The 19449-nt window shown below is 52.4% G+C and carries 18 protein-coding genes; 12 read left to right on the top strand and 6 right to left on the bottom strand.

The annotated features are described in order from the left end of the window. Position 1: 1 nt before the first annotated feature. On the top strand, positions 2-751 hold the full coding sequence (locus BM200_RS21920) for a pseudouridine synthase (protein WP_091188791.1): 750 nt from the start codon (positions 2-4) through the stop codon (positions 749-751). 30 nt (positions 752-781) lie between these two features. Next, the gene (locus BM200_RS21925) at positions 782-1579 is read left to right on the top strand and encodes a Cof-type HAD-IIB family hydrolase (protein ID WP_175532967.1); all 798 of its coding nucleotides are present in this window, start codon (positions 782-784) and stop codon (positions 1577-1579) included. An 82-nt stretch (positions 1580-1661) separates the two neighbouring features. On the opposite strand, the gene BM200_RS21930 is transcribed toward BM200_RS21925, so the two are convergent. The 3 genes from BM200_RS21930 to BM200_RS21940 form a co-directional block, all read right to left on the bottom strand. Then, positions 1662-1757: a dihydroorotate dehydrogenase gene (locus BM200_RS21930; RefSeq protein WP_091188792.1), complete on the bottom strand. Its 96-nt coding sequence runs from the start codon at positions 1755-1757 to the stop codon at positions 1662-1664. Between the two features lie 207 nt (positions 1758-1964). After that, positions 1965-3362, bottom strand: coding sequence for an RsmF rRNA methyltransferase first C-terminal domain-containing protein (locus tag BM200_RS21935; protein WP_091188793.1), 1398 nt, complete (start codon positions 3360-3362; stop codon positions 1965-1967). Positions 3363-3383: 21 nt separating this feature from the next. After that, the gene (locus BM200_RS21940; RefSeq protein WP_091188794.1) at positions 3384-5123 is read right to left on the bottom strand and encodes a DEAD/DEAH box helicase; all 1740 of its coding nucleotides are present in this window, start codon (positions 5121-5123) and stop codon (positions 3384-3386) included. 141 nt (positions 5124-5264) lie between these two features. On the opposite strand from BM200_RS21940, the gene BM200_RS21945 reads away from it, so the two are divergent. Genes BM200_RS21945 through BM200_RS21960 form a run of 4 tightly spaced genes read left to right on the top strand, consistent with a single transcriptional unit; the run spans position 5265 to position 7240 of the window. After that, positions 5265-5465 (top strand): YwbE family protein, encoded by a 201-nt coding sequence (locus BM200_RS21945; RefSeq protein ID WP_091188795.1) that lies wholly within the window; start codon positions 5265-5267, stop codon positions 5463-5465. 15 nt (positions 5466-5480) lie between these two features. Then, entirely contained in the window at positions 5481-5783 is a 303-nt protein-coding gene (locus BM200_RS21950; RefSeq protein ID WP_091188796.1) for a hypothetical protein, read from the top strand. Positions 5784-5803: 20 nt separating this feature from the next. After that, the gene (locus tag BM200_RS21955; protein WP_091188797.1) at positions 5804-6562 is read left to right on the top strand and encodes a GNAT family N-acetyltransferase; all 759 of its coding nucleotides are present in this window, start codon (positions 5804-5806) and stop codon (positions 6560-6562) included. A 21-nt stretch (positions 6563-6583) separates the two neighbouring features. Next, positions 6584-7240 (top strand): LysE family translocator, encoded by a 657-nt coding sequence (locus BM200_RS21960; protein ID WP_091188798.1) that lies wholly within the window; start codon positions 6584-6586, stop codon positions 7238-7240. 53 nt (positions 7241-7293) lie between these two features. On the opposite strand, the gene lplA is transcribed toward BM200_RS21960, so the two are convergent. Continuing rightward, positions 7294-8283, bottom strand: coding sequence for a lipoate--protein ligase (gene lplA, locus BM200_RS21965; protein WP_091188799.1), 990 nt, complete (start codon positions 8281-8283; stop codon positions 7294-7296). A gap of 87 nt (positions 8284-8370) precedes the next feature. After that, on the bottom strand, positions 8371-9585 hold the full coding sequence (locus tag BM200_RS21970; protein ID WP_091188800.1) for a nitrate/nitrite transporter: 1215 nt from the start codon (positions 9583-9585) through the stop codon (positions 8371-8373). Positions 9586-10027: 442 nt separating this feature from the next. On the opposite strand from BM200_RS21970, the gene BM200_RS21975 reads away from it, so the two are divergent. From BM200_RS21975 to mobB, 5 genes are read left to right on the top strand one after another with little or no spacing between them, the layout of a single operon-like run. Continuing rightward, positions 10028-11332 (top strand): molybdopterin molybdotransferase MoeA, encoded by a 1305-nt coding sequence (locus BM200_RS21975; RefSeq protein WP_091188801.1) that lies wholly within the window; start codon positions 10028-10030, stop codon positions 11330-11332. Continuing rightward, positions 11332-13386: a nitrite reductase large subunit NirB gene (nirB, locus tag BM200_RS21980; RefSeq protein ID WP_091188802.1), complete on the top strand. Its 2055-nt coding sequence runs from the start codon at positions 11332-11334 to the stop codon at positions 13384-13386. Before BM200_RS21975 ends, nirB begins: the two co-directional genes overlap by 1 nt. Next, the gene (gene nasC / locus BM200_RS21985; RefSeq protein ID WP_091188803.1) at positions 13371-15533 is read left to right on the top strand and encodes an assimilatory nitrate reductase catalytic subunit NasC; all 2163 of its coding nucleotides are present in this window, start codon (positions 13371-13373) and stop codon (positions 15531-15533) included. Before nirB ends, nasC begins: the two co-directional genes overlap by 16 nt. Continuing rightward, positions 15530-16186, top strand: a complete 657-nt coding sequence (mobA, locus tag BM200_RS21990) for a molybdenum cofactor guanylyltransferase (protein ID WP_091188804.1) — start codon at positions 15530-15532, stop codon at positions 16184-16186. Before nasC ends, mobA begins: the two co-directional genes overlap by 4 nt. Positions 16187-16188: 2 nt before the next feature. Then, positions 16189-16701, top strand: a complete 513-nt coding sequence (mobB, locus tag BM200_RS21995) for a molybdopterin-guanine dinucleotide biosynthesis protein B (protein ID WP_091188805.1) — start codon at positions 16189-16191, stop codon at positions 16699-16701. A gap of 85 nt (positions 16702-16786) precedes the next feature. On the opposite strand, the gene BM200_RS22000 is transcribed toward mobB, so the two are convergent. Continuing rightward, positions 16787-18715 (bottom strand): sensor histidine kinase, encoded by a 1929-nt coding sequence (locus tag BM200_RS22000; protein ID WP_091188806.1) that lies wholly within the window; start codon positions 18713-18715, stop codon positions 16787-16789. Between the two features lie 43 nt (positions 18716-18758). Between BM200_RS22000 and BM200_RS22005 the strand changes: the two genes are divergently transcribed. Continuing rightward, positions 18759-19370: an alpha/beta fold hydrolase gene (locus BM200_RS22005; protein ID WP_139230824.1), complete on the top strand. Its 612-nt coding sequence runs from the start codon at positions 18759-18761 to the stop codon at positions 19368-19370. The last annotated feature ends 79 nt before the right edge of the window (positions 19371-19449 follow it).

Here is a 19449-nt window from a genome sequence, read left to right on the forward strand (position 1 = left end):
GTTGGGCAAAAAAATGCGGCTGGATAAACTGCTCTCGCATACAGGGTATGGTACCCGCAGCGAAATCAAGAAATTGGTGAAACAGGGTAAAGTAACGGTAGCCGGTAAAGTGGCGAAGGACAGCGGACTCCTGGTTGATCCCGAGCTGGATGAGGTGGCTTTCGACGGAGAGCGGGTCTTGTACCGGGAAGTCATTTATTTGATGATGAACAAGCCTCCGGGCGTTATCTCTGCCACCGAAGACCGTCGTGAACGGACGGTTATAGATTTGCTTGAACCTGAGGATCAGCTGATGGAACCTTTCCCTGTCGGAAGATTGGACAAGGATACGGTAGGTCTCTTGCTCTTAACCAATGACGGACAGCTCGCGCATGAGCTGCTGTCACCGCGCAAGCATGTGCCTAAGACCTATGAAGCGGTTGTGCAAGGCGATGTCGGCGAAGAGGATCAGGAGTTGTTCAAGGCCGGCGTTACCCTGGATGACGGTTATGTAACGATGCCTGCTCATTTAAAGATATTGAAAAAGGATAGCGGCGAGGGTGGCGTAAATTCGTTCATATCGCTTACGATAATGGAAGGGAAGTTCCATCAGGTCAAAAGAATGTTCGAAGCGGTTGGCAAAAAGGTCGTATACCTGAAGAGGGTATCGATGGGGCCGCTTGAGCTGGATGCCGATTTGGAGGAAGGAACCTACCGCGAATTAACGGATGAGGAAGTTGCGCTTTTGCGCGCTCACCGGAATGCGGAATAGACAAATAGAAGATAGGATAGGAGTGGGGAAATGGCATTGCAGTATGATCTGATTGCACTTGATGTAGATGGCACGTTGCTCACGGATGATCATCAATTGACAAGCAAGACACGCGAGGCCGTGCGGGAAGCGGCGGATCGCGGAGCGGGCATTGTATTGTGTACGGGCCGCGCTCCTGTCAGCGTGTTCCCCGTTCTGGAGGAGTTAGGGTTAAGCGGTACGATTATTACGCATAACGGCGGGGCAACCGTTGACTCGGATACGAGAAAAATCATTCATCAATATGAGATTGCACCGCAGCAGCTTGAGCCGTTTGTTGCTTATTGCCGGACGAATGGAGTTCATTTTGATGTCAATACAGCCTTTGAAATGATGGTTGAATCGCTTACGCCTGAGCTGACCGATATGTACAGCAAGTTCCATGCCGCTCCTTCTATCTTGGGGCGCGGAGCGACAATACCGGAAGGTCTTGTGAAGTTTACGGTATTTGGCGACAAGGAATTGATGGACCATGTGCAGGAGGATTGGGAGAAATGGCCGCCGTCGCTCCTCACAATTCGCAGCGGAGATTTCTTTATCGATGTGCATCACCCGGAAGCAAGCAAGGGCAGAGCGCTGCAGCAGTTTGCGCTCAGCCAGGGCATTGACCGGAACCGGATACTGGCTATCGGCAATTACTTTAACGATATCTCAATGCTGGAATTCGCCGGATGCGGAATAGCAATGGGCAATTCACCTGATGGCGTAAAAGAAGCAGCCGATGTTGTTGGACGTTCGAACGCCGAGGATGGCGTTGCGCATGCCTTGCGTGAGTTTGCGTGGAGCTGATTAATCATGAAGAAGGGGCAGCCCCCTTGGTCATTAAGACCTTACGGGCTGCCCCTTCTTTATTGGCTTCAGTGCCTAGTCCTTAGAACCAGACTCCTCTAACGATGATTACCAGAAGAATGAAAAGGACAAGGATGAAACCTACCGTATTGACGCCGCCTCCATATACGCCAGACATGCTAATTCCTCCTTGTAGTTGTATTCCGCTGGAAGGCTGGTGCCACTCGAGTACATTCGCCCTCTGTTCGGTATACAGTATTGTATGTGGTTTCACCCGATTCGAATGGACGCTTATCACGGTTCATTCAGAATTGGGTATTCACCCGGGGGAGGAAAGCTTGATGGAAGCGGCTATCAGCAGGATACCTGACATTCGCCTTTTACATTAGTTGAACCGCCGAAGTCCTTTCGGCAGATGGTTCTTTAATTGGCCGCCGCTTGCTTTGGCCCAGCCGAGCGGAAGTCCGTCAACGGCAACGAGACCCCAGCTCATGGCATTACCTGTTACGGGCAATGTCTCACCGCGCAGATAGGCGGCGATTTCCGGCGACTCAGGCTCGTAGCTCTGCACCCATGCAGCATAATCTGAATGAACAGAGAGAGCAAGCGCATGAGCAGGCTCCAGCCGGTTCTTGCGGATATCGCCGAGATGCAGGCCGGGCCGCGCGACTTTGAGGCCGTCGATGTCCGCTGCGCCAAAGCTGCCGCCTGCTTGATGCGGAAGCCAATAGAGAGCATCGCCGAAGCGGAGCGGTTCTCCAGGACCTAACGTGAAGCCGGGCAAAGCCTGCTCCGCGAAGCTGTTAAACAACGCAAGCTCGGCTGCGAGCGGCTTCACACGTCCGGCCGCACGCTTGTCCCGGTCACGCCGTTTTTCTTTGCTGCTGCCAGAGACCGCGAGTTGTTCCTCAGCTCCAACTTCGGCGGTTTTGCGCAGGCGGGCTACAAAATGCCCTTCTCCGCGAACCTGATGGGGCCACAGCCGTTCCATTTGTTCGACCTGGAAAGAGGGATGTTTGGCCACAAAATGCTCGATCGTGTCCTCATTCTCCGCACGGTTAAAGGTACAGGTCGAATAGACAAGAACACCGCCCGGCTTCAGCATAATAGCAGCATGGTCCAGAATCTCGGAAGAGCGCTCGGAACAATAGGTGACATGCGCCTCAGACCATTCGGATACGGCATCTTCATCCTTGCGAAACATTCCTTCACCGGAGCAAGGGGAGTCCAGCATAATCCGGTCAAAAAAGGCAGGAAACTTTCTCGACAGCTCATGAGGAGCAGCGTTGGTCACAACGGCGTTGCGGATGCCCAGCCGCTCAACGTTTTCGCTAAGGATTTTTGCTCTTGCCGGGTGAATTTCATTGGCAATCAGTAATCCTTCGCCATTCATGCTGCCGGCGATTTGGGTCGTCTTGCCGCCGGGCGCCGCGGCGAAATCAAGAACGGTCTCGCCTGGCTGAGCGTCCAGCAGCTCCGCCGCAGACATGGCCGACGGCTCCTGGATATAATAAAGACCGGCTGTATGATAAGGATGCTTGCCCGGTCTAGCTGCTTCATCGTAATAGTAGCCTGTCTTGCACCAAGGCACGGGCTCCAAATGAAACGGCTGCTCGAGAGCAGCCGCTTGGTTCCCGATCGGTTGTCGACATTTCAAAGGATTAAACCTAAGCCCGTAAACTCGGGCATCGTTGTAACTGTCAAGAAACCGCTCGGCTTCTTCCCTTCCGAGAAGAGCCTGCATTTGCCGGACATAAGCTTCCGGCAGCTGCACGTTCTTCAATGTACCGCAACTCCTTTATTCTTATCTGTTGCTTCCGCGGCGTCCGCCCGGATTGCCGCCGCGCGATCCGCTGCCGCCGCCGCTGCGTGAACCGCCGTTGCTGCTTCCGTGCGAACTTCTTCCGCCACGAGGGGCGCTGCTGCCCGAGCTGCGCGAATCTTTGCCGCTGCTTGGACGTCCTTCCCATCTGCCGCCGCTGCTTGATGCTGCCGAGCGGGTATTGCCGCGCGGAGCGCCTTGGCTCTGGGCACGTTCACCGCGACCGCCGCCTGCAGCGCCGCGTGTATTGCCGCGCGAGGCATTACCTTGCGCACGATCGCCTCTGCCGCTGCGACTAGCGCCGCCGCCGCGTGCATCTCTGCCGCCGCGACCGGCCTCGCGCTCTTCTCCGCCGCCTGCTTCCCACGGATTGCCTTCCGAGCTGCCGCTCACAGCCGCACGTTCCGGCTTGCCGCGACCGCCTGCTTGAGGACGATTGCCGCCGCGCTCATTACGATCGCCGCGGCCGCTTCTGCCGGCTTGTGCCGGCTTGCCATCGCGGCCTCCTCTGCCGCGGCCGCCGCCGCGCTCCGGCTTGCCGCCTTTATCATAGCTCCGGCCTTCGCTTGATGATGTACGCGGATTGCTGCTCTTTACGATGGTTCCGTCAGCTTCCACGGTACGGCGCTCAAGCGATGCGTTGATGCTGCGCTCGATATGGGCAATTGATCCGCGGTCATATGGCGATGCTATGGTAATGGCAATACCCCGTTGACCTGCACGGCCTGTCCGGCCAATCCGGTGAATATAGATCTCGGAATCGGTAGGGACATCATAGTTGAAGACATGGGTTACGCCTTCTACGTCGAGGCCGCGTGCCGCAACGTCTGTTGCAACGAGGATCTGCAGCTTCGCATCGCGGAAACGCTTCATGACCTGCTCGCGTTTGGCTTGCGTCAGATCGCCGTGCAGTTCATCCGATTCGAAGCCAAGGTCCTGAAGGGCTTCATTCAGCTTCTTCGCGCGAACCTTTGTCCGGCAGAAAATAACGGCCAAATACGGACGCTGGGTTTCGATCAGGGTGATTAACGCCTTCTGACGTCCGCGGTCCGTCGTTTCCACTACAATTTGCTTGATATTGTCGAGGGTCACGTTGGCGCTTTGGATTTTAATATCAACAGGCACCTTCATATAGTTCTCGGCAAGGCGTTTAATCTGTTCCGGCATCGTTGCCGAGAAGAGCATCGTTTGGCGGGCGCGAGGCGTCTGATCCACGATGCTTTGAACTTCGGGCAGGAAGCCCATATGCAGCATTTGATCCGCTTCGTCGAGAACCAGCATCTTCAGCTTGCCGAGGCTGATCGTCTCGCGTCTCATATGGTCGATCAAACGGCCTGGTGTTGCGACTACAATATGCGGGGCATTATTGAGCTTTCGGATTTGCGCATCTACGTCTTGTCCGCCATATGCGGCTAGTACTTTGGCGCCTACGGCTGCAGCAAGCTTCTTCAGCTCGCTTGTGATCTGGATAGCCAGCTCGCGCGTCGGAGTCAGGATGAGTGCTTGAACCTGCTCTTTATTCACATCAATGCGCTGCAGAATCGGCAGGGTGAAGGCGATGGTTTTACCTGTACCTGTCTGAGCCTGGGCAATAACGTCTTGTCCGGCCATAAGGACGGGAATCGTTTTCTTTTGTACGGGAGTAGGACTTGTTATGCCGCTCGTCTGGAGAATGTCCGTTAACTCCGGGATAATGCCCATGGATATAAATTCGTTTGACATTTGTGAAATTTCCTCATTTCATCGATCTTGTTTAACGTTTAGTATAACAGTTGTGCCTTAGAAGTGCATCTTTCACCTACATATGCTATGCTGGGCGTCATAAGCTATTAAGCATACATGCAAACAAAGGAATGATCAACAATGGGTAATGGTACGGAGCGTGCCTCGGTTAAGCCCGGGCTGGAAGTCGATATTGTATTGAAGCAGGATCAGCGGACAGGGAAGCTGACGCGTGGGATTGTAAAGGATTTACTTACCAATTCACCTACTCACCCGCATGGCATCAAGGTACGTCTGACGGACGGCCAGGTGGGAAGAGTCAAGCATATATATCCTAAGTAAGGAGAGAAAAGCGCGATGGCATTCGGTATTTCCAGGTCTGAAATGAAGGCATGGAAGGAATCGGTCGCCCGAGGAGAAATTGCGTTTCTGACGCATTATTGGGTAGACCCGCGTTTTCCGGAGATGAAGACGGTGACCAAGGTAGGCTGCTCCGATCTTGGCAAGCTGGCTGAGTGGTGCCGGGATAACGGACTTAATCCGAAATATATCCATAGACGGGATGAGTATCCTCATTTTGATCTTCTTGGACCTAAGCAGCGTGAGATTTTGCGCCGGGAGAACATGCATTCACAGCTTGAGAGGTTTCGTCTTTTATAAAGGAAGGAGGGCTGCTCTGCATGCAGCAAGTTCTACATTGGCATCAACAAATAGAAGAGTTAAGTCTCAACGCGTGGCCGTCGCTTCAAACGGTTGTTTATGACGGCTGGCTGCTCCGGTTCGCGGAAGGTTATACGAAGCGTTCGAATTGCGTGATGCCGCTGTATGAAAGTCATGGGGTCGTAAGCGAGAAGATTCGTTACTGCGAGGAGCTGTATGCGAAGCGCGGTTTGGATTCGATTTTCAAAATCACGCCATTTGCAAGTCCTGCCCATCTGGATTCCGCGTTAGACGAGCTGGGCTACCGGATCGTTGATCCCGTCTATGTGAAGACGGCAGCACTTGCAGATCTTCCAGAGCCTTCGGCACATATCGCATACCAACTCGATGAACAGTTGAATGAGCGCTGGCTTGATGAATTTACGCAGATGATGCCGCTTTCCGGCATGCAACGGGAAACAACGATCAAGATGCTGACCGGTTCGCCTCTAAGGCAGTGCTTTGTAACGATATACGAGGATGGGGCGCCTGCTGCCTGCGGGATTGGAGTTATAGAGCATGGCTATATCGGGTTGTACGATATTGTTACATCCGAGAGGTTCCGCAATAGAGGGCTAGGCTATCAGATGCTGCTTCATATTTTTCGCTGGGGCGTTCGGAATGGGGCGAATCAGGCTTACTTATTAGTTGTTCAAGAGAATAAACCGGCTAACCGGTTATATGACAAATTTGGTTTTGAGACGCAATACGAGTATTGGTATCGGGTAAAATCCAGCTAGCAGGATGAGTGAACGCGCATTATGGCATTATGGGTTGCATTTATACAAGGCTTTTTATTCTCATTATCTTTATGCTTGGATCTGGGTATGGTGAATGTTTCCATTATTAAAACCGGGGTTGAGCGCGGCTTCAAGCCATCCTTTATGATCGGCTTTGGTTCATGCTTTGGTGATTTGACTTACCTTGCGCTTGCGCTGATCGGGTTTAGCTTTATATTGGAAATCACGGTGGTACGGTGGATTCTATGGATTGCGGGTACCGCGGTGCTGCTCTTGTTGGCTTATAAAATGGCAAAGGAGTCGCTTCATCCCAAGATGATCGACTGGAATGCGAGAGAGGGCAGCGGGGCAGTCAAGCAAAAGAGCAGGCTCGCCGATTTCCTGTTTGGACTCGGAGCGGCCTTGTCGTCACCTACGGTTATGCTCTGGTTTGTTGCTTCGGCGGGGCCAATTGTAGCCGAGGTGCATGGCGACAGCCGGTACACGATTGCGGTCTTTATAGCTGGCTTCTTCACGGCAGGCTTATTATGGTCGCTTGGCATGGCCTTCCTCAGCGGACGGGCCGGCAAAGCGCTTGGAGCGAAATTCGTGAGAGTGATCTCGCTGCTTTCGGCACTTCTGTTTGTTTATTTTGCCATAAGAGTATTCTGGTCAGGGCTGCAGGATGTACTTGGGTAAAAAAAGTCGGCTGCGTTTATCTGAGATAAACGCAGCCGACTTTTCTATTCCGTCTACAACATCAAAGAGAGCAGCTGTTCCTTCGTCACAGGGCCGAAGTAAAAATTCACGTCGATCTCATCGAGCAGGCTGCCGAGCGATTCTGCATCATACCGGGTGCCGATCAGCCTCGAGGTAACCTCGCCGGTTTCCCCTCTGCCAAAGAAGTCTCCGAAGATCGCGGCATCCACGATCTTTCCTTCTTCGACCTGCAAGCGAACATCGTAAGTACCTGCGCCTTCAATACGTTTCGTTTGACGCATGTTGAAAGCAGGAGAACGGCCGTAATTCCAGTCCCAGCTGCGGTAACGCTCGTCAGCCAGCTTCCGGACGTTCGCCCAATCTTGCTCGGTCAGCTCATACACCCGTATTTCCGGCTCGCCTTCGAAGATCGAATCAAGCAGGTATTGCCTTAACTCCTGAATCGTCATCGGCTCCTTCAGGAACTCGGTAATATTCGCGACACGGCTTCGGATTGATTTAGTCGCTTTCGAGACATACTTCTCTGCATTCACCTTTAGCGCAGAGACGACATTCTCGATCTCCGAATCAAATAGAAGAGTGCCGTGGCTGAACATTTTCCCCTTTGTCGCAAACTGGGCGTTGCCGGAAATTTTCCGTTCACCGACCTGAAGGTCGTTGCGTCCCGACAGCTCAGCATCGACGCCAAGCTTGCGCAGCGCACGCACAACCGGCTCGGTAAATTTCTTGAAGTTGTGGAACGACTTCCCGTCATCTTTCATAATGAAGCTGAAGCTGAGGTTCCCGAGATCATGATAGACCGCTCCGCCTCCCGACAGCCTGCGCACAACATGGATGCCGTTCTCTTTCACGTACTCCGCATTAATTTCTTCGACCGTATTCTGATTCTTCCCGATAATGATGGAAGGCTCATTAATGTAGAACAACAAATATTCGTCTTCCGGCAGTGACCGTAAAATATATTCCTCCAACGCCAGATTGAGCGTCGGGTCCGTGATATTGTTATTGTCTATAAACCGCATGCGTAACTCTCCTCTGCCATATTTCATTTCTCCCCACATTATAACCCTCACGGCAAGATTTTTCATGTGAGAGGAACAAAATAATCGCTACATGCTGCGCGCTTTGCCTCCGTCACCAATCCAGGTTTTCTTCCAGTCCATTTGGGCAAAGGCCAGCATAACGACGCTGAGCACCGCAATTCCGCATAAAATAAGGAAGCCCGGAGTGTAGGAGCCGGTCGACTGATACAGATTGCCAAGAATGAGCGGAAGCGCGTACCCGCCGATGCCGCCTGCAGCACCAACGATGCCGGTCACGAGGCCAATCTCATCGCCGAAACGCTGGGGAACAAGCTGGAACACGGAGCCGTTGCCCGCGCCAAGGCACATCATTCCGACAAATAACATGCAAATTACGAGTGTCAGCGGCGGAAGGCTTGAAATAGAGGCGAGCATAACCGCAGCTCCGGTATACAGAATCATCAACACTTTGATGCCGCCAATTTTATCGGACAAATAACCGCCTATCGGTCGGAAGAAGCTGCCCGCGATCACGCACAATGTTGTAAAGTCGGCTGCTTTGACAGCGGATAATCCATATTGGGTATTAAAGAAGATCGTCAGATAGTTGGAGAGGCCAACAAAACCGCCGAAGGTAACGCTGTACATAATGCAGAACAGCCAAGTATCACGCTGCTTTAACACCTTTGCATAGTGGGAGAACTTTTTTGGAGCCGGTTGGTTCGGGCTGTCTTTCGCAAAGATCGTAAAGACGACGAAGGCAATAGCGATCGGAATGAGTGCAAGACCAAAAACGACCTCCCAGCTGCCGTAATGCTGGGCGATGCGGTTCGCGAACAACGTCGAGAAGACGGTGCCGCTGTTGCCTGCTCCCGCAATCCCCATTGCAAGTCCTTGATATTGTGGCGGATACCAGCGGCTTGCGAGCGGCAATGCAGCGGCAAAGGATGCGCCGGCAACGCCAAGCAAAATGGCGACGATATGAAGATCGCCAAGGGAATCGACGAATTTCCAGCCCCATATGAGCGGAATCATCGTGAGCAGCATGCCAAGCTGTCCGGTTCTCTTAGGTCCGATATAGTCGGTGAGGAAGCCAAACACGAGGCGAAGAATGGAACCGCCAAGTATCGGGAGGGCAACAAGGTTCGCTTTTTCAACTGCCGTCATTTCATAATCTCCCATAATAACGACGCTAAGCGGGCCAATAAGCACCCAGATCATGAAGCTGATATCAAAATACATAAATGCACTAAATAATGAAGGCTTGTGGCCGCTCTTCCAAAAAGACGTAGGGTTACTCATATCCAATTCCCTCCAATTATTTATTTACCTTATAGCAGACGCGCGTTCCGGGGCGAGAGCCTGCTTTCAGTCATCTCTAGAAAAATAAAAAAAGGTCGCAAGCTGCCCTTGTGGACAGATAGCGGCCTCTTTGCCGAAGGCGGTACAACATTGTACCCACCGGATCGTACGGTCACATCATTGTGAACCCAATTCGAATTATAGGGGAATTGTCAATTGCATGTCAATAAACTTAACACCAAATTTCAAAAGTTCCGTAAAATGATTTCAAAACCCGCTTTTTTGCGTCACTTATATTGACATGTAAACAAACTTCTATTATGCTCAAAACAAAAGATCAGCACAACGATGTGCTGTCAACCTTGGCAACGAAGCCCGATTCCCTGTTTGATAGGGAGCGGGCTTTTTATGTTCATTTTGAGCGGTGGGGAGGAAGAGCCTGATGACTACCTTGCAGAAGCAGCAGCTTGTTGTATCCGTAGAAGAAGCAATCCGTCATTTGTGTGAGGGAATGTCCCCTGCTCAAACGGAGAAGCTCCCTTTGGAGGATTGTGTAGGCAGAGTACTGGCGGAAGATTTTTTCACACCGTTTCCGATGCCTCCATTTCGGCGGGCGGCCATGGACGGTTATGCCGTCCGCTCATTAACTACGCTTGGTGCTGGACCGGGCAGTGAGGTCATGCTTAGAGTGATTGCGGAGATCAAGGCCGGCTCATCCCTGGAGTGGGTAGAGGAGTGTACCGGACGCCGATCGATAGATGATATGGATGCCGTACGAATATTTACAGGAGCACCTGTGCCGCATCGCTACGATACCGTTGTTATGCAGGAGGTTGTTACGCCAATTAAAGGCGAAGACGGCAAGCCTCTATGGATTGGGATAGACCGGCCGCATCCAAGCGGCAGACATATCGCGGAAGCAGGAGAGGACCTTGGTCCAGGCAAGCTGATCCTTGTGAAAGGAACAACGATCGGGGCTAAGGAAATGGCCGTTCTTGCCTCCTATGGGTTAGGTGAAGCGGTAGTCTATGCGAAGCCCAAGGTAGTCGTGTTGCCTGTTGGCGACGAGCTTCTGGAGCCCGGTGCACCGCTGTCCGCGAACCGGATTTATGATGCTAATGGTCTTGTCGTAACGGCATTTCTTAAACAGCTAGGCGTTGATGTCATCCGCCGGAAGCCTGTTCCGGATCATCCCGCCATCTTAACTAAGGAGATCCGGCTTGCAGCTGAGCAAGCTGACGTTGTGATAACGACCGGCGGCATTTCAGTCGGCGATCATGATTATGTAGAGAGGTCTGCTGCGAATGCCGGTTTTGAACCGCTGTTTACGAAGGTGCTCATGAGACCCGGAACACCAACCTCTGCTTTCAAGAAAGGGGATTGCCTGCTGTTTGGGTTGTCCGGCAACCCGTCTGCCTGTTATTCCGGTCTTGAATTGCTTGTGAAACCAACCATGCAATGGTTGAAGGGGATTAAGAATTACCGTATTCAATGGCTGAAGGGGAAGCTCGAGGACTCGGTCGGCAAGCCTTGCCCCTATCCGAGATATATCCGCTCAATCGCGACGATGGAGCTTGGGGTGTGGCGGATTTCCCCGCTGCCAAATGATAAATCCGGCAATATTGCGGCGTTTGCAGAGGCAAATGCGATTGCCGTTATCCCGCCTGGCGGCAGAGGCGCGGTGAAAGGTGAAATGATCTCCTTTCTATTACTAACGCATATGGCAAACGGAGGATTAACGTTGTGATGAAAAGGAAACTTGCGGTAATCGGCAATGGAATGGCAGGCGTGAGATGCGTAGAGGAGATATACCGGTTATCGCCCGATGCCTTCGAGATCACGATTATTGGGGATGAGCCCCATCCGAATTACAATCGGATCATGCTGTCGAAAGTCCTTCAGGGAGATACCTCGATTACGGATATAACCATTAATGAATTCAGCTGGTACAAGGAACGGGGAATCCGGCTGCTGCTTGGCGAGAAGGCTGTACGAATAGATGCGGGCAGCAAGAAGATTTTCCTCGAATCCGGTATGACCATTCCTTATGATGAGCTGATATTGGCGACCGGGTCTTCCGCTTTTACCCCTTCGATCCCGGGTATTCACAAGTCTGGGGTGACTGCCTTTCGCAATATCAAAGATTGCGAGACGATGATTGAAGCTTCGGAATCCTACCGGAGAGCGGCCGTGATCGGCGGCGGTCTTCTTGGGCTGGAGGCTGCGCGAGGGCTTCTTAACCTCGGTATGGAGGTACATGTCGTTCATAACGCTTCCTATTTGATGAACAGGCAACTGGACACCATGTCGGCCGATATGCTGAAGCGGGAGCTTATGAAGCAGGGTATGCGGTTCTGGATGGAGAAACGGACGGAGAAAATTATCGGACGCAAACGGGCGGAGGGTCTGCAGTTCAGCGATGGTACGAAGCTTGTGGCGGATCTGATTGTGCTTGCCGTGGGCATCAGTCCCAATATCGCGATAGCTGCGCACAGCGGGATTGTGACGAACCGGGCTATTGTCGTTGATGACTATATGCGGACCAGCGTGCCTCATATCTATGCGGTGGGAGAATGCGCGGAGCATGACGAAACGGTGTATGGACTGGTAGCCCCTCTTTATGAACAGGGAAAGGTTCTCGCGCGTGTGCTGACAGGAGCGGACACAGCTCCTTATAAAGGCTCAATTCCCTATTCGATGCTAAAGGTGTCTGGCGTGGACGTATTTTCGGCAGGGGATATTCAAGGTGATGTTGAGGTAGCTCTGCAGCAATATAACGGGCTCCATGGCACTTATAAGAAAGTAACAGTCAGGGGCGGCCGGATTGCCGGCGCTGTTCTGTACGGAGATAGCTCGGAAGGGATGAAGCTGCTTGATTATTTGAAAAAGAAAACGCCTGCCGAGGTACTCTTGGAGCAAGCGGTGGGCCCGGGTACCGGCGGTGCCGACGCGGCTGTTATCGCGATGGCTGATCACGAAACCGTATGCTCCTGCAACGGCGTGAGCAAGGGAGCAATCGTGAAGGCAATCGCCGAGGATAATCTGCAGTCCGTTGAGCAAATACGGGATAAAACAAAAGCCTCCGGATCCTGCGGCGGCTGCAAACAGCTGGTTGGGGCGGTGCTTGCCTGCGCGCTGGCCGGAGCAATCGGAGCCGCCAAGAAGGTTACGCCAATCTGCGGCTGCACGCCGCTCGGCCATGAGGAAGTCAAAGAAGCGATTATCAAGCGCGTCTATACGGATTCTGCTCAGGTCAGGGAAGAGCTTGGCTGGAGCAAGGCTGACGGCTGTTTCGTTTGCCGGGCGGCTATTCCTTATTACATGGGGATGGTTGACGAAGGGAATCGGGATGGGGCCGATCATGAAGATTATGAAGATCGGATACTAGGAAACGTCAGGGAGGTATTCTTTAATACCAAGGATATTCAGCTGCCGTACCCCGTACGAACGGAAATGTCAGAGAACTATCTGCAGCCTTCGGATGTATTGGTACGGGATTTTGGCCTTGCCGCTGTGCCCGCAGGCTGGGAGGTTTACGTAGGCGGACATGCGGAGCACCCGGTCAAGCAAGCGCAGCTGCTTGCCGTTGAGGCGGAAGAGGATATGGCTTTGCAGCTTGCCGCCGCTTGCGTCCAGTGGTACCGGGAATCCGCCTATTACGGCGAACGCCCGTGGAAATGGCTGGAGCGGATTGGACTTCAGCCTCTCCGGGAAAAGCTGCTTGACAGAGAGAATCAGGAGGAGCTGCTAAACCGGTGGCAGGCAGCTGAAAGGACGGAGATGGCATGGAGCGGCAAATAGATACAATGACTTTCTCGGTAGAGCAAGCGAAACAGGTAATGGAGACGCAATGTCCTTTCTGCAGTGTCCAATGCAAGATGGAGGTCGTGGAGGACCGGTCTGGAAGGCGTCCGACCTATCAGGTAACAGCCATTCCTAACAAAGCTTCCGAAGGGCGGCTGTGCGTGAAGGGGATGAATGCCTATCAGCATGCCGTCAGCAAGGAAAGAGTGCTTCATCCGATGATGCGTAAAAACGGCAGCCTGACACGCGTAACCTGGGAAGAAGCGCTGGAAGCGATCAGCAGCCGCTTCAATGAGCTTCAATCTGAGCATGGCGTCCACGCGGTTGGTCTTTACGGCGGCGGATCCCTGACGAATGAATCTGCCTACTTGCTTGGCAAATTCGCAAGAGTTGCTTTGCGAACGAAATATATCGACTATAACGGCAGATTTTGTATGTCGGCGGCGGCATCCGCCGGTGTAAAGACATTCGGAATTGACCGGGGTCTGACGAATACGATGTCGGATATTCCGCTTGCCGAGTGCATTATACTGGCCGGAACCAATATCGCGGAATGCCAGCCAACGCTGATGCCGTATTTCACGAGAGCGAAGGACAACGGGGCTATTATTATTGTTATTGATCCAAGAGTATCCGCCACGGCGTCCATTGCCGATATCCATCTGCAGGTGAAGCCGGGAATGGACGCGGCACTGGCTAACGGATTGCTGAAGGTTATTCTGGAAGAGAAGTTGACGGATGAGAGCTTTATCAAGAACAGGACAAAAGGCTTCTCTGCGGTAAAAGAGCATGTGGAGTCACTTGATCTGGAAGAGATAGCGGACATGACCGGTGTGAGTATCGATCTAATCCGGAAGGCTGCAATCAGCTTCGGCAAGGCCCGTACGGGGATGATCTTTACAGCACGGGGGGTCGAGCAGCATGCGGACGGCCATATGGCCGTGAGGAACTTTCTCAACATGGTGCTCGCAACAGGTAAAATCGGCAAGGAAGGCTGCGGCTATGGCGCGGTTACTGGACAGGGCAACGGGCAGGGCGGACGTGAGCACGGGCAAAAGGCTGACCAGCTGCCGGGTTACCGCCTGATCGAAAACCCGGATGACCGCGCTTATATTGCCGGTGTATGGGGAATTGATCCGGAGGATCTGCCGGGGAAAGGCGTATCCGCCTATGAAATGATGGAGTTAGTCCATAGCGGCGACATTAAAGGGTTGTTCGTTATGGGCTCAAATCCGATCGTTTCGAACCCGAATGCAACTTTGGTAGAAGAAGCCATGGAACGGGTGGAATTTCTGGTTGTGGCGGATATGTTCCTGTCGGAGACCGCGAAGCTTGCCGATATCGTGCTGCCGGTCAGCAGCTATCTCGAGAATGAAGGGACGATGACCAACCTGGAAGGCCGGGTGCTGCTGCGTCCGGCAGGGCGGCCTGCCCCCGGAGAAGCGCGTCATGACTGGCAGATCTTATGCGATCTGGCATACTGGCTTGGCAAGGAAAAGTATTTCACCTTCCATCAGTCCGAGGACATCTTTAATGAGCTGCGGATAGCCAGCCGCGGCGGCATTGCCGATTATTATGGCATTACGTATGACAGGCTCCGCAAGGAAGAGGGCATTTATTGGCCTTGTCCTTCCGTGGATCATCCGGGTACGCCACGCTTGTTTGGTGAAAGCTTTGCCCATCAGGACGGGCTGGCCATATTCCAGACGGTGGACAGTCAATCGCCGGCTGAACAGCCGACGGAGGATTACCCGCTGTATTTGACGAACGGCCGCATGCTTTCCCACTATCTAACGGGGGTGCAGACAAGAAGAAGCCCCGTTCTGGCAGCCCGCGAGGTAGAGAATATACTCGAGATTCATCCGCTGACGGCGCAAAAGCACCGGCTGGAGGATGGAGTGCTGGCCAGCGTGCAGTCAACCCGGGGAACCGTAGTGGTCCGTACGAAGGTCACCTCCGATATCCGTGAAGATACGTTGTTTATCCCGATGCACTGGGGTGATGCCCAGAACGTTAACCGGGTTACGAATGCGCTGCTCGATCCGAATTGCCGGATGCCGGACTTCAAGACAAGCGCGGTACGGGTTCAGCCGCTCTCTGAGTATTTGCAGGAGCAACGAGAGAAGGAGCTGATCAAGGAGTGAATGAAGCTGCCTTGGCAACGGATGCGGGAGGACGAAAGAAGATCGATCAGCTTGGCGGTGTCATACTGGCCGGAGGGCAAAGCAGGCGGATGGGCGGGATGATGAAGGCGCTTCTGCCGATCGGCGAGCAATTTATGATTGAACGTATACGTGATAAAATGCGCCTGCTCTGCGGCAGCGTGACTGCGATTGTAGCTTCCGAGGAACAGGCTAAGCTTCTCTCCCGCTTGAAGCTGCCTTCCTTGCTTGATACGTCGCCCGGGCAGGGACCGCTGGCCGCTCTTCATACCGCACTCGAATACAGCCGTGATTCCGCCCTATGGGTGTCTGCCTGTGATATGCCTTTTGTATCCGAGGCGGCAGCCGCCTGCCTGATCGATCGGATGGAGGCAAGCGGCAGCATGGCGGCTGTTCCTGAAATTAACGGACAGCTCCATCCGCTGCAGGCGGTTTACCGCGGAGGATGTCTGGAGCAGGCAGAGCGGTGCTTGCAGGACGGTGACTACAGTATGAAGGGATTTCTGAAGCGGATTACCTATGTCCGGGTTACGGAAGAGACGTTTCGTACATTTGGCATTGCGCTTAGCTTTGTGGATAATATCAATACGCCAGAGCAATACCAGGAAGCGTTGCGGATTGGAAAGGGGGTGTAGATTTGGCAGCAGCCGTATATCAGATTACGGGTTACAAGAATACGGGCAAAACAACGCTGATGTGCCGCCTGATCGATTACTTGGTGTCCCGGGGCGTCCCGGTTGCGACGATCAAGCATGACGGCCATCAATTCGAAGCCGAGCCTGCGCATGTCGATACAGCACGCCACCGTTCCTCCGGCGCCGTATGGTCGGCAATCACTTCCTCGGAACGGACAGCAATCGTAAAGGAGAGGCCTTCTACGCTTCATGAGCTGATTGCGGAAGCGCCAGCGGGTGCTTTTGTCCTCGTTGAAGGCTTCAAGTCAGAGGCTTTCCCGAAGCTTGTGATCGTGAGACGATTGGAAGATGAACGGCTGCTTGGCGAATTGGAAGGCATTACCGTAGTAGCCGTCTGGCCCGGTTATACGTTGCAGGAATACGCCATTCCGGACGGGGCAATTCAATTAGAGATAGATGATGTGCAAGGGATAGGAGATTATATAGAACAGAGACGGATAGAGAAGGAGTCCTAGATAGGGACTTCTTCTTTTTTTTCACAACTCACTCGCGCTTGGCCTGATGGATAATAAAATAAGAAGAGTGCCGCGTTTAATCGGATTAAACGGACACTCTGTCAGTTTGTGGGTGATTGATAGCAGGAAGCCGGATGACGGCTTCGGTCCCGACCCCTTTTGTACTGCTGAAGCGGAGCGTGCCTTCCATTGTCTCGATGATGCGGAAGGTGACCATCAGGCCAAGACCGGTTCCCTTGGATTTGTTGGAGAAGTAAGGCTCTCCAAGCTTGTCCAGCTTTTCGGCATCAATGCCTTCGCCATTATCGATGATCCGGATTATAACATGATTTTCTGCTTTATTCGCATAAATGGACACGGTGCCATCAACGCTTGATATCGCTTCAAGGCTGTTCTTGATCATATTAATAACGGCCTGCTTGAATTTCTCGGCGCTGCCAAGCACGTACAGGTCAGACTCCACGATGACTTCCAGCCTCGTGCTTTGCATGGCGGCAAGAGGAGAGATGATGTCCTGAATCTGACTCAGCTCTTCGGAGATATTTAATTCCTTGATGTCATCCAGGTGCGGCTTGGCGAACGTCAGGAACTCCGTAATGATACTGGATGCACGGTCCAGCTCCTGCACGGCCAGATTTAGAAACTGGCGGTCTTTATTAACTGCTTTCTCCCCGACCAGCTGAATGAATCCCCTTGTCACTTGCAAGGGGTTGCGAACCTCATGAGCAATTGAGGCTGCCAGATGGCTGATCAGCTCCATTTTCTCCGCCCGTTGAATTTCCCGGTTAAACATCTCCAGCTCCCGCGAATACTTGACCAGCTGGTCATGGTTGCGTGAGAACTGTCTCCCCATAACGGCAATCAAAGACAGCAGGAAGACAAGCAGTCCCCATTTCCAGTAGATGAGATGATAGGTCTCGTCCTTAAAGTACATGATAATTTCCGTAATAAAGACGCTGCAGAAGACGGAATACCCAACAGAGATGGAGATCGCGTCGCGATTCCCTCTCCACGCATAGCCAATTGCATGCACGATCAGAATGACGAATTGAATGGCAGCAATAACCGTAAGCGGCACTACTTGAAGAAGGCTCAGGCTGATGGCAGGAATGATCGTTTTGCCAAGGGCCCACAACACGATAACAATGACCGTGACCGGAATAAGTGCGATCCTGAATTTCCGAATGATGCCATTGATTCCCGGGCCAAGCGTCTGCTCGAAAAAGACGGCAAGTGCAGGTGTAAGCAAAAACAGCGCCAAATCGAATAAATCCAGAAACGGCTTCCCATACGCATAAAAATGATGGTAGAGTGCCGGAGAATACGCAAGGATAATCTCGCCGAGGCAAAGAATGATCAGGCATAAAGACAACCAGAGTACAATCTGCTCGCGTTTCAGAAAAAATAAACAGGTCAGCATAATTAATGCAATAAACATGAATGAACCGCCGAAGACCAGCTCGATTAAGCCATATCTCTCATATTCAGGCAGTAATTGATCATAGTCGCCTATTATCATTTCGGGATCCAACAATTGTCGTTCATCAGACAAGTACAACAGTATGGTCAAATGACTGCCGCTTGCAGCCTCCGTCAGAGGAAGGAGCATATAGTTCACATCGTAGGGATACGATCTCTTCATCGTATACATCGGATTATTCTGCTGCTCGAGCGATACGCTGACAGCCGTGCCATACACGCGTTTCAACCAGATTCCCGGCGAATCCCAGTCCAGAGAAGGAAGGGTTACCCGCAGCAGCAGCGCATCGGCGTCAGCATCTCGCTTAGACATGGGATGAGCTTGGTTGGCATGCTGCCATTTGTCTGGAGCAGCATCCGCGATCCATGCCGGATCGAAGGGCTCGTTTGGCTTCGACAACCATTGATAATCCCATTCCTTCATGATGGAAGCGTTTTGTTTCGGCGCTTCTTTTAACGAGGCATGTTGAATCTGATAGACCGAGCATATGATCAGTAGTATGATGCCTGTTAGGAGAAGGATTGTTGATCTCATTACCGTCACCTTCAGTCGAGATTTCTGTCATCTTTTACCATACTTGCTAATTCGACAAAAAGCAATATCTTCCAACAAAGTAGATATCCTCTGGTGTATTCTCTTATCGTTCCGCGGCAGAGGGAAGAGCGATACGCCTAAAGCCGGTTATGATCTGGAGGATCATATTTCCGACTTGGAAGCTGTTGTGCAACACGCAGAGGTGAAAGCTTTTCACCTGTTTGCCTACTCGCGAGGGGTATCCTATGCTTTGGGGTATGCCCAGCAGTCGATAGGGGCTGTACGATCGATCATGGTAGGTGATTACCCTGCCGAGCATCGAACTATGCCGGAGGGGTGGGCAGATGATTATATTCATAACTATTTGATTCCTTACGACCGTAGCGTCAATATTCGGACTGCAGCGGTGCGGGGAATTCAGCGGGAGTCGACTCAGATTCCTTTAGACCGCCCGCTTGAGCTGCCGATTCTGGTGGCCAGAGGACTGCTGGAAGGCTCATTAATCTCGGATACCGATTTAGCCCGGTACAAGCAGATGAGCCCAAGCGTCATTGTGAAGGAATATCCGAGATCCGGGCATGCTCTTAAAGGCGAAGATAAAGCACGGTTTTTTAGAGATCTGATTCAATTTGCGGATGAACAGGACGATCTTTAACTACTCGTTTTTATTGCTGTCATGGCGATGGAGAAGCTGTTATAGTAGGGATGATGTATTTATCGAAATGAAATAAAGT

The organism is Paenibacillus catalpae, from assembly GCF_900112695.1.
Taxonomy (GTDB): Bacteria; Bacillota; Bacilli; order Paenibacillales; family Paenibacillaceae; genus Pristimantibacillus; species Pristimantibacillus catalpae.

Bases quoted from the DNA above. Each gene is read 5' to 3' on its own strand.
- BM200_RS21940 (WP_091188794.1), bottom strand. From the start codon at position 5,123: ATGTCAAACGAATTTATATCCATGGGCATTATCCCGGAGTTAACGGAC.
- BM200_RS21950 (WP_091188796.1), top strand. From the start codon at position 5,481: ATGGCATTCGGTATTTCCAGGTCTGAAATGAAGGCATGGAAGGAATCG.
- BM200_RS21970 (WP_091188800.1), bottom strand. From the start codon at position 9,585: ATGAGTAACCCTACGTCTTTTTGGAAGAGCGGCCACAAGCCTTCATTA.
- BM200_RS21955 (WP_091188797.1), top strand. From the start codon at position 5,804: ATGCAGCAAGTTCTACATTGGCATCAACAAATAGAAGAGTTAAGTCTC.
- BM200_RS21960 (WP_091188798.1), top strand. From the start codon at position 6,584: ATGGCATTATGGGTTGCATTTATACAAGGCTTTTTATTCTCATTATCT.
- BM200_RS22000 (WP_091188806.1), bottom strand. From the start codon at position 18,715: ATGAGATCAACAATCCTTCTCCTAACAGGCATCATACTACTGATCATA.
- BM200_RS21945 (WP_091188795.1), top strand. From the start codon at position 5,265: ATGGGTAATGGTACGGAGCGTGCCTCGGTTAAGCCCGGGCTGGAAGTC.
- nasC (WP_091188803.1), top strand. From the start codon at position 13,371: ATGGAGCGGCAAATAGATACAATGACTTTCTCGGTAGAGCAAGCGAAA.
- nirB (WP_091188802.1), top strand. From the start codon at position 11,332: ATGAAAAGGAAACTTGCGGTAATCGGCAATGGAATGGCAGGCGTGAGA.
- lplA (WP_091188799.1), bottom strand. From the start codon at position 8,283: ATGCGGTTTATAGACAATAACAATATCACGGACCCGACGCTCAATCTG.
- BM200_RS21930 (WP_091188792.1), bottom strand. From the start codon at position 1,757: ATGTCTGGCGTATATGGAGGCGGCGTCAATACGGTAGGTTTCATCCTT.
- BM200_RS21925 (WP_175532967.1), top strand. From the start codon at position 782: ATGGCATTGCAGTATGATCTGATTGCACTTGATGTAGATGGCACGTTG.
- BM200_RS21975 (WP_091188801.1), top strand. From the start codon at position 10,028: ATGACTACCTTGCAGAAGCAGCAGCTTGTTGTATCCGTAGAAGAAGCA.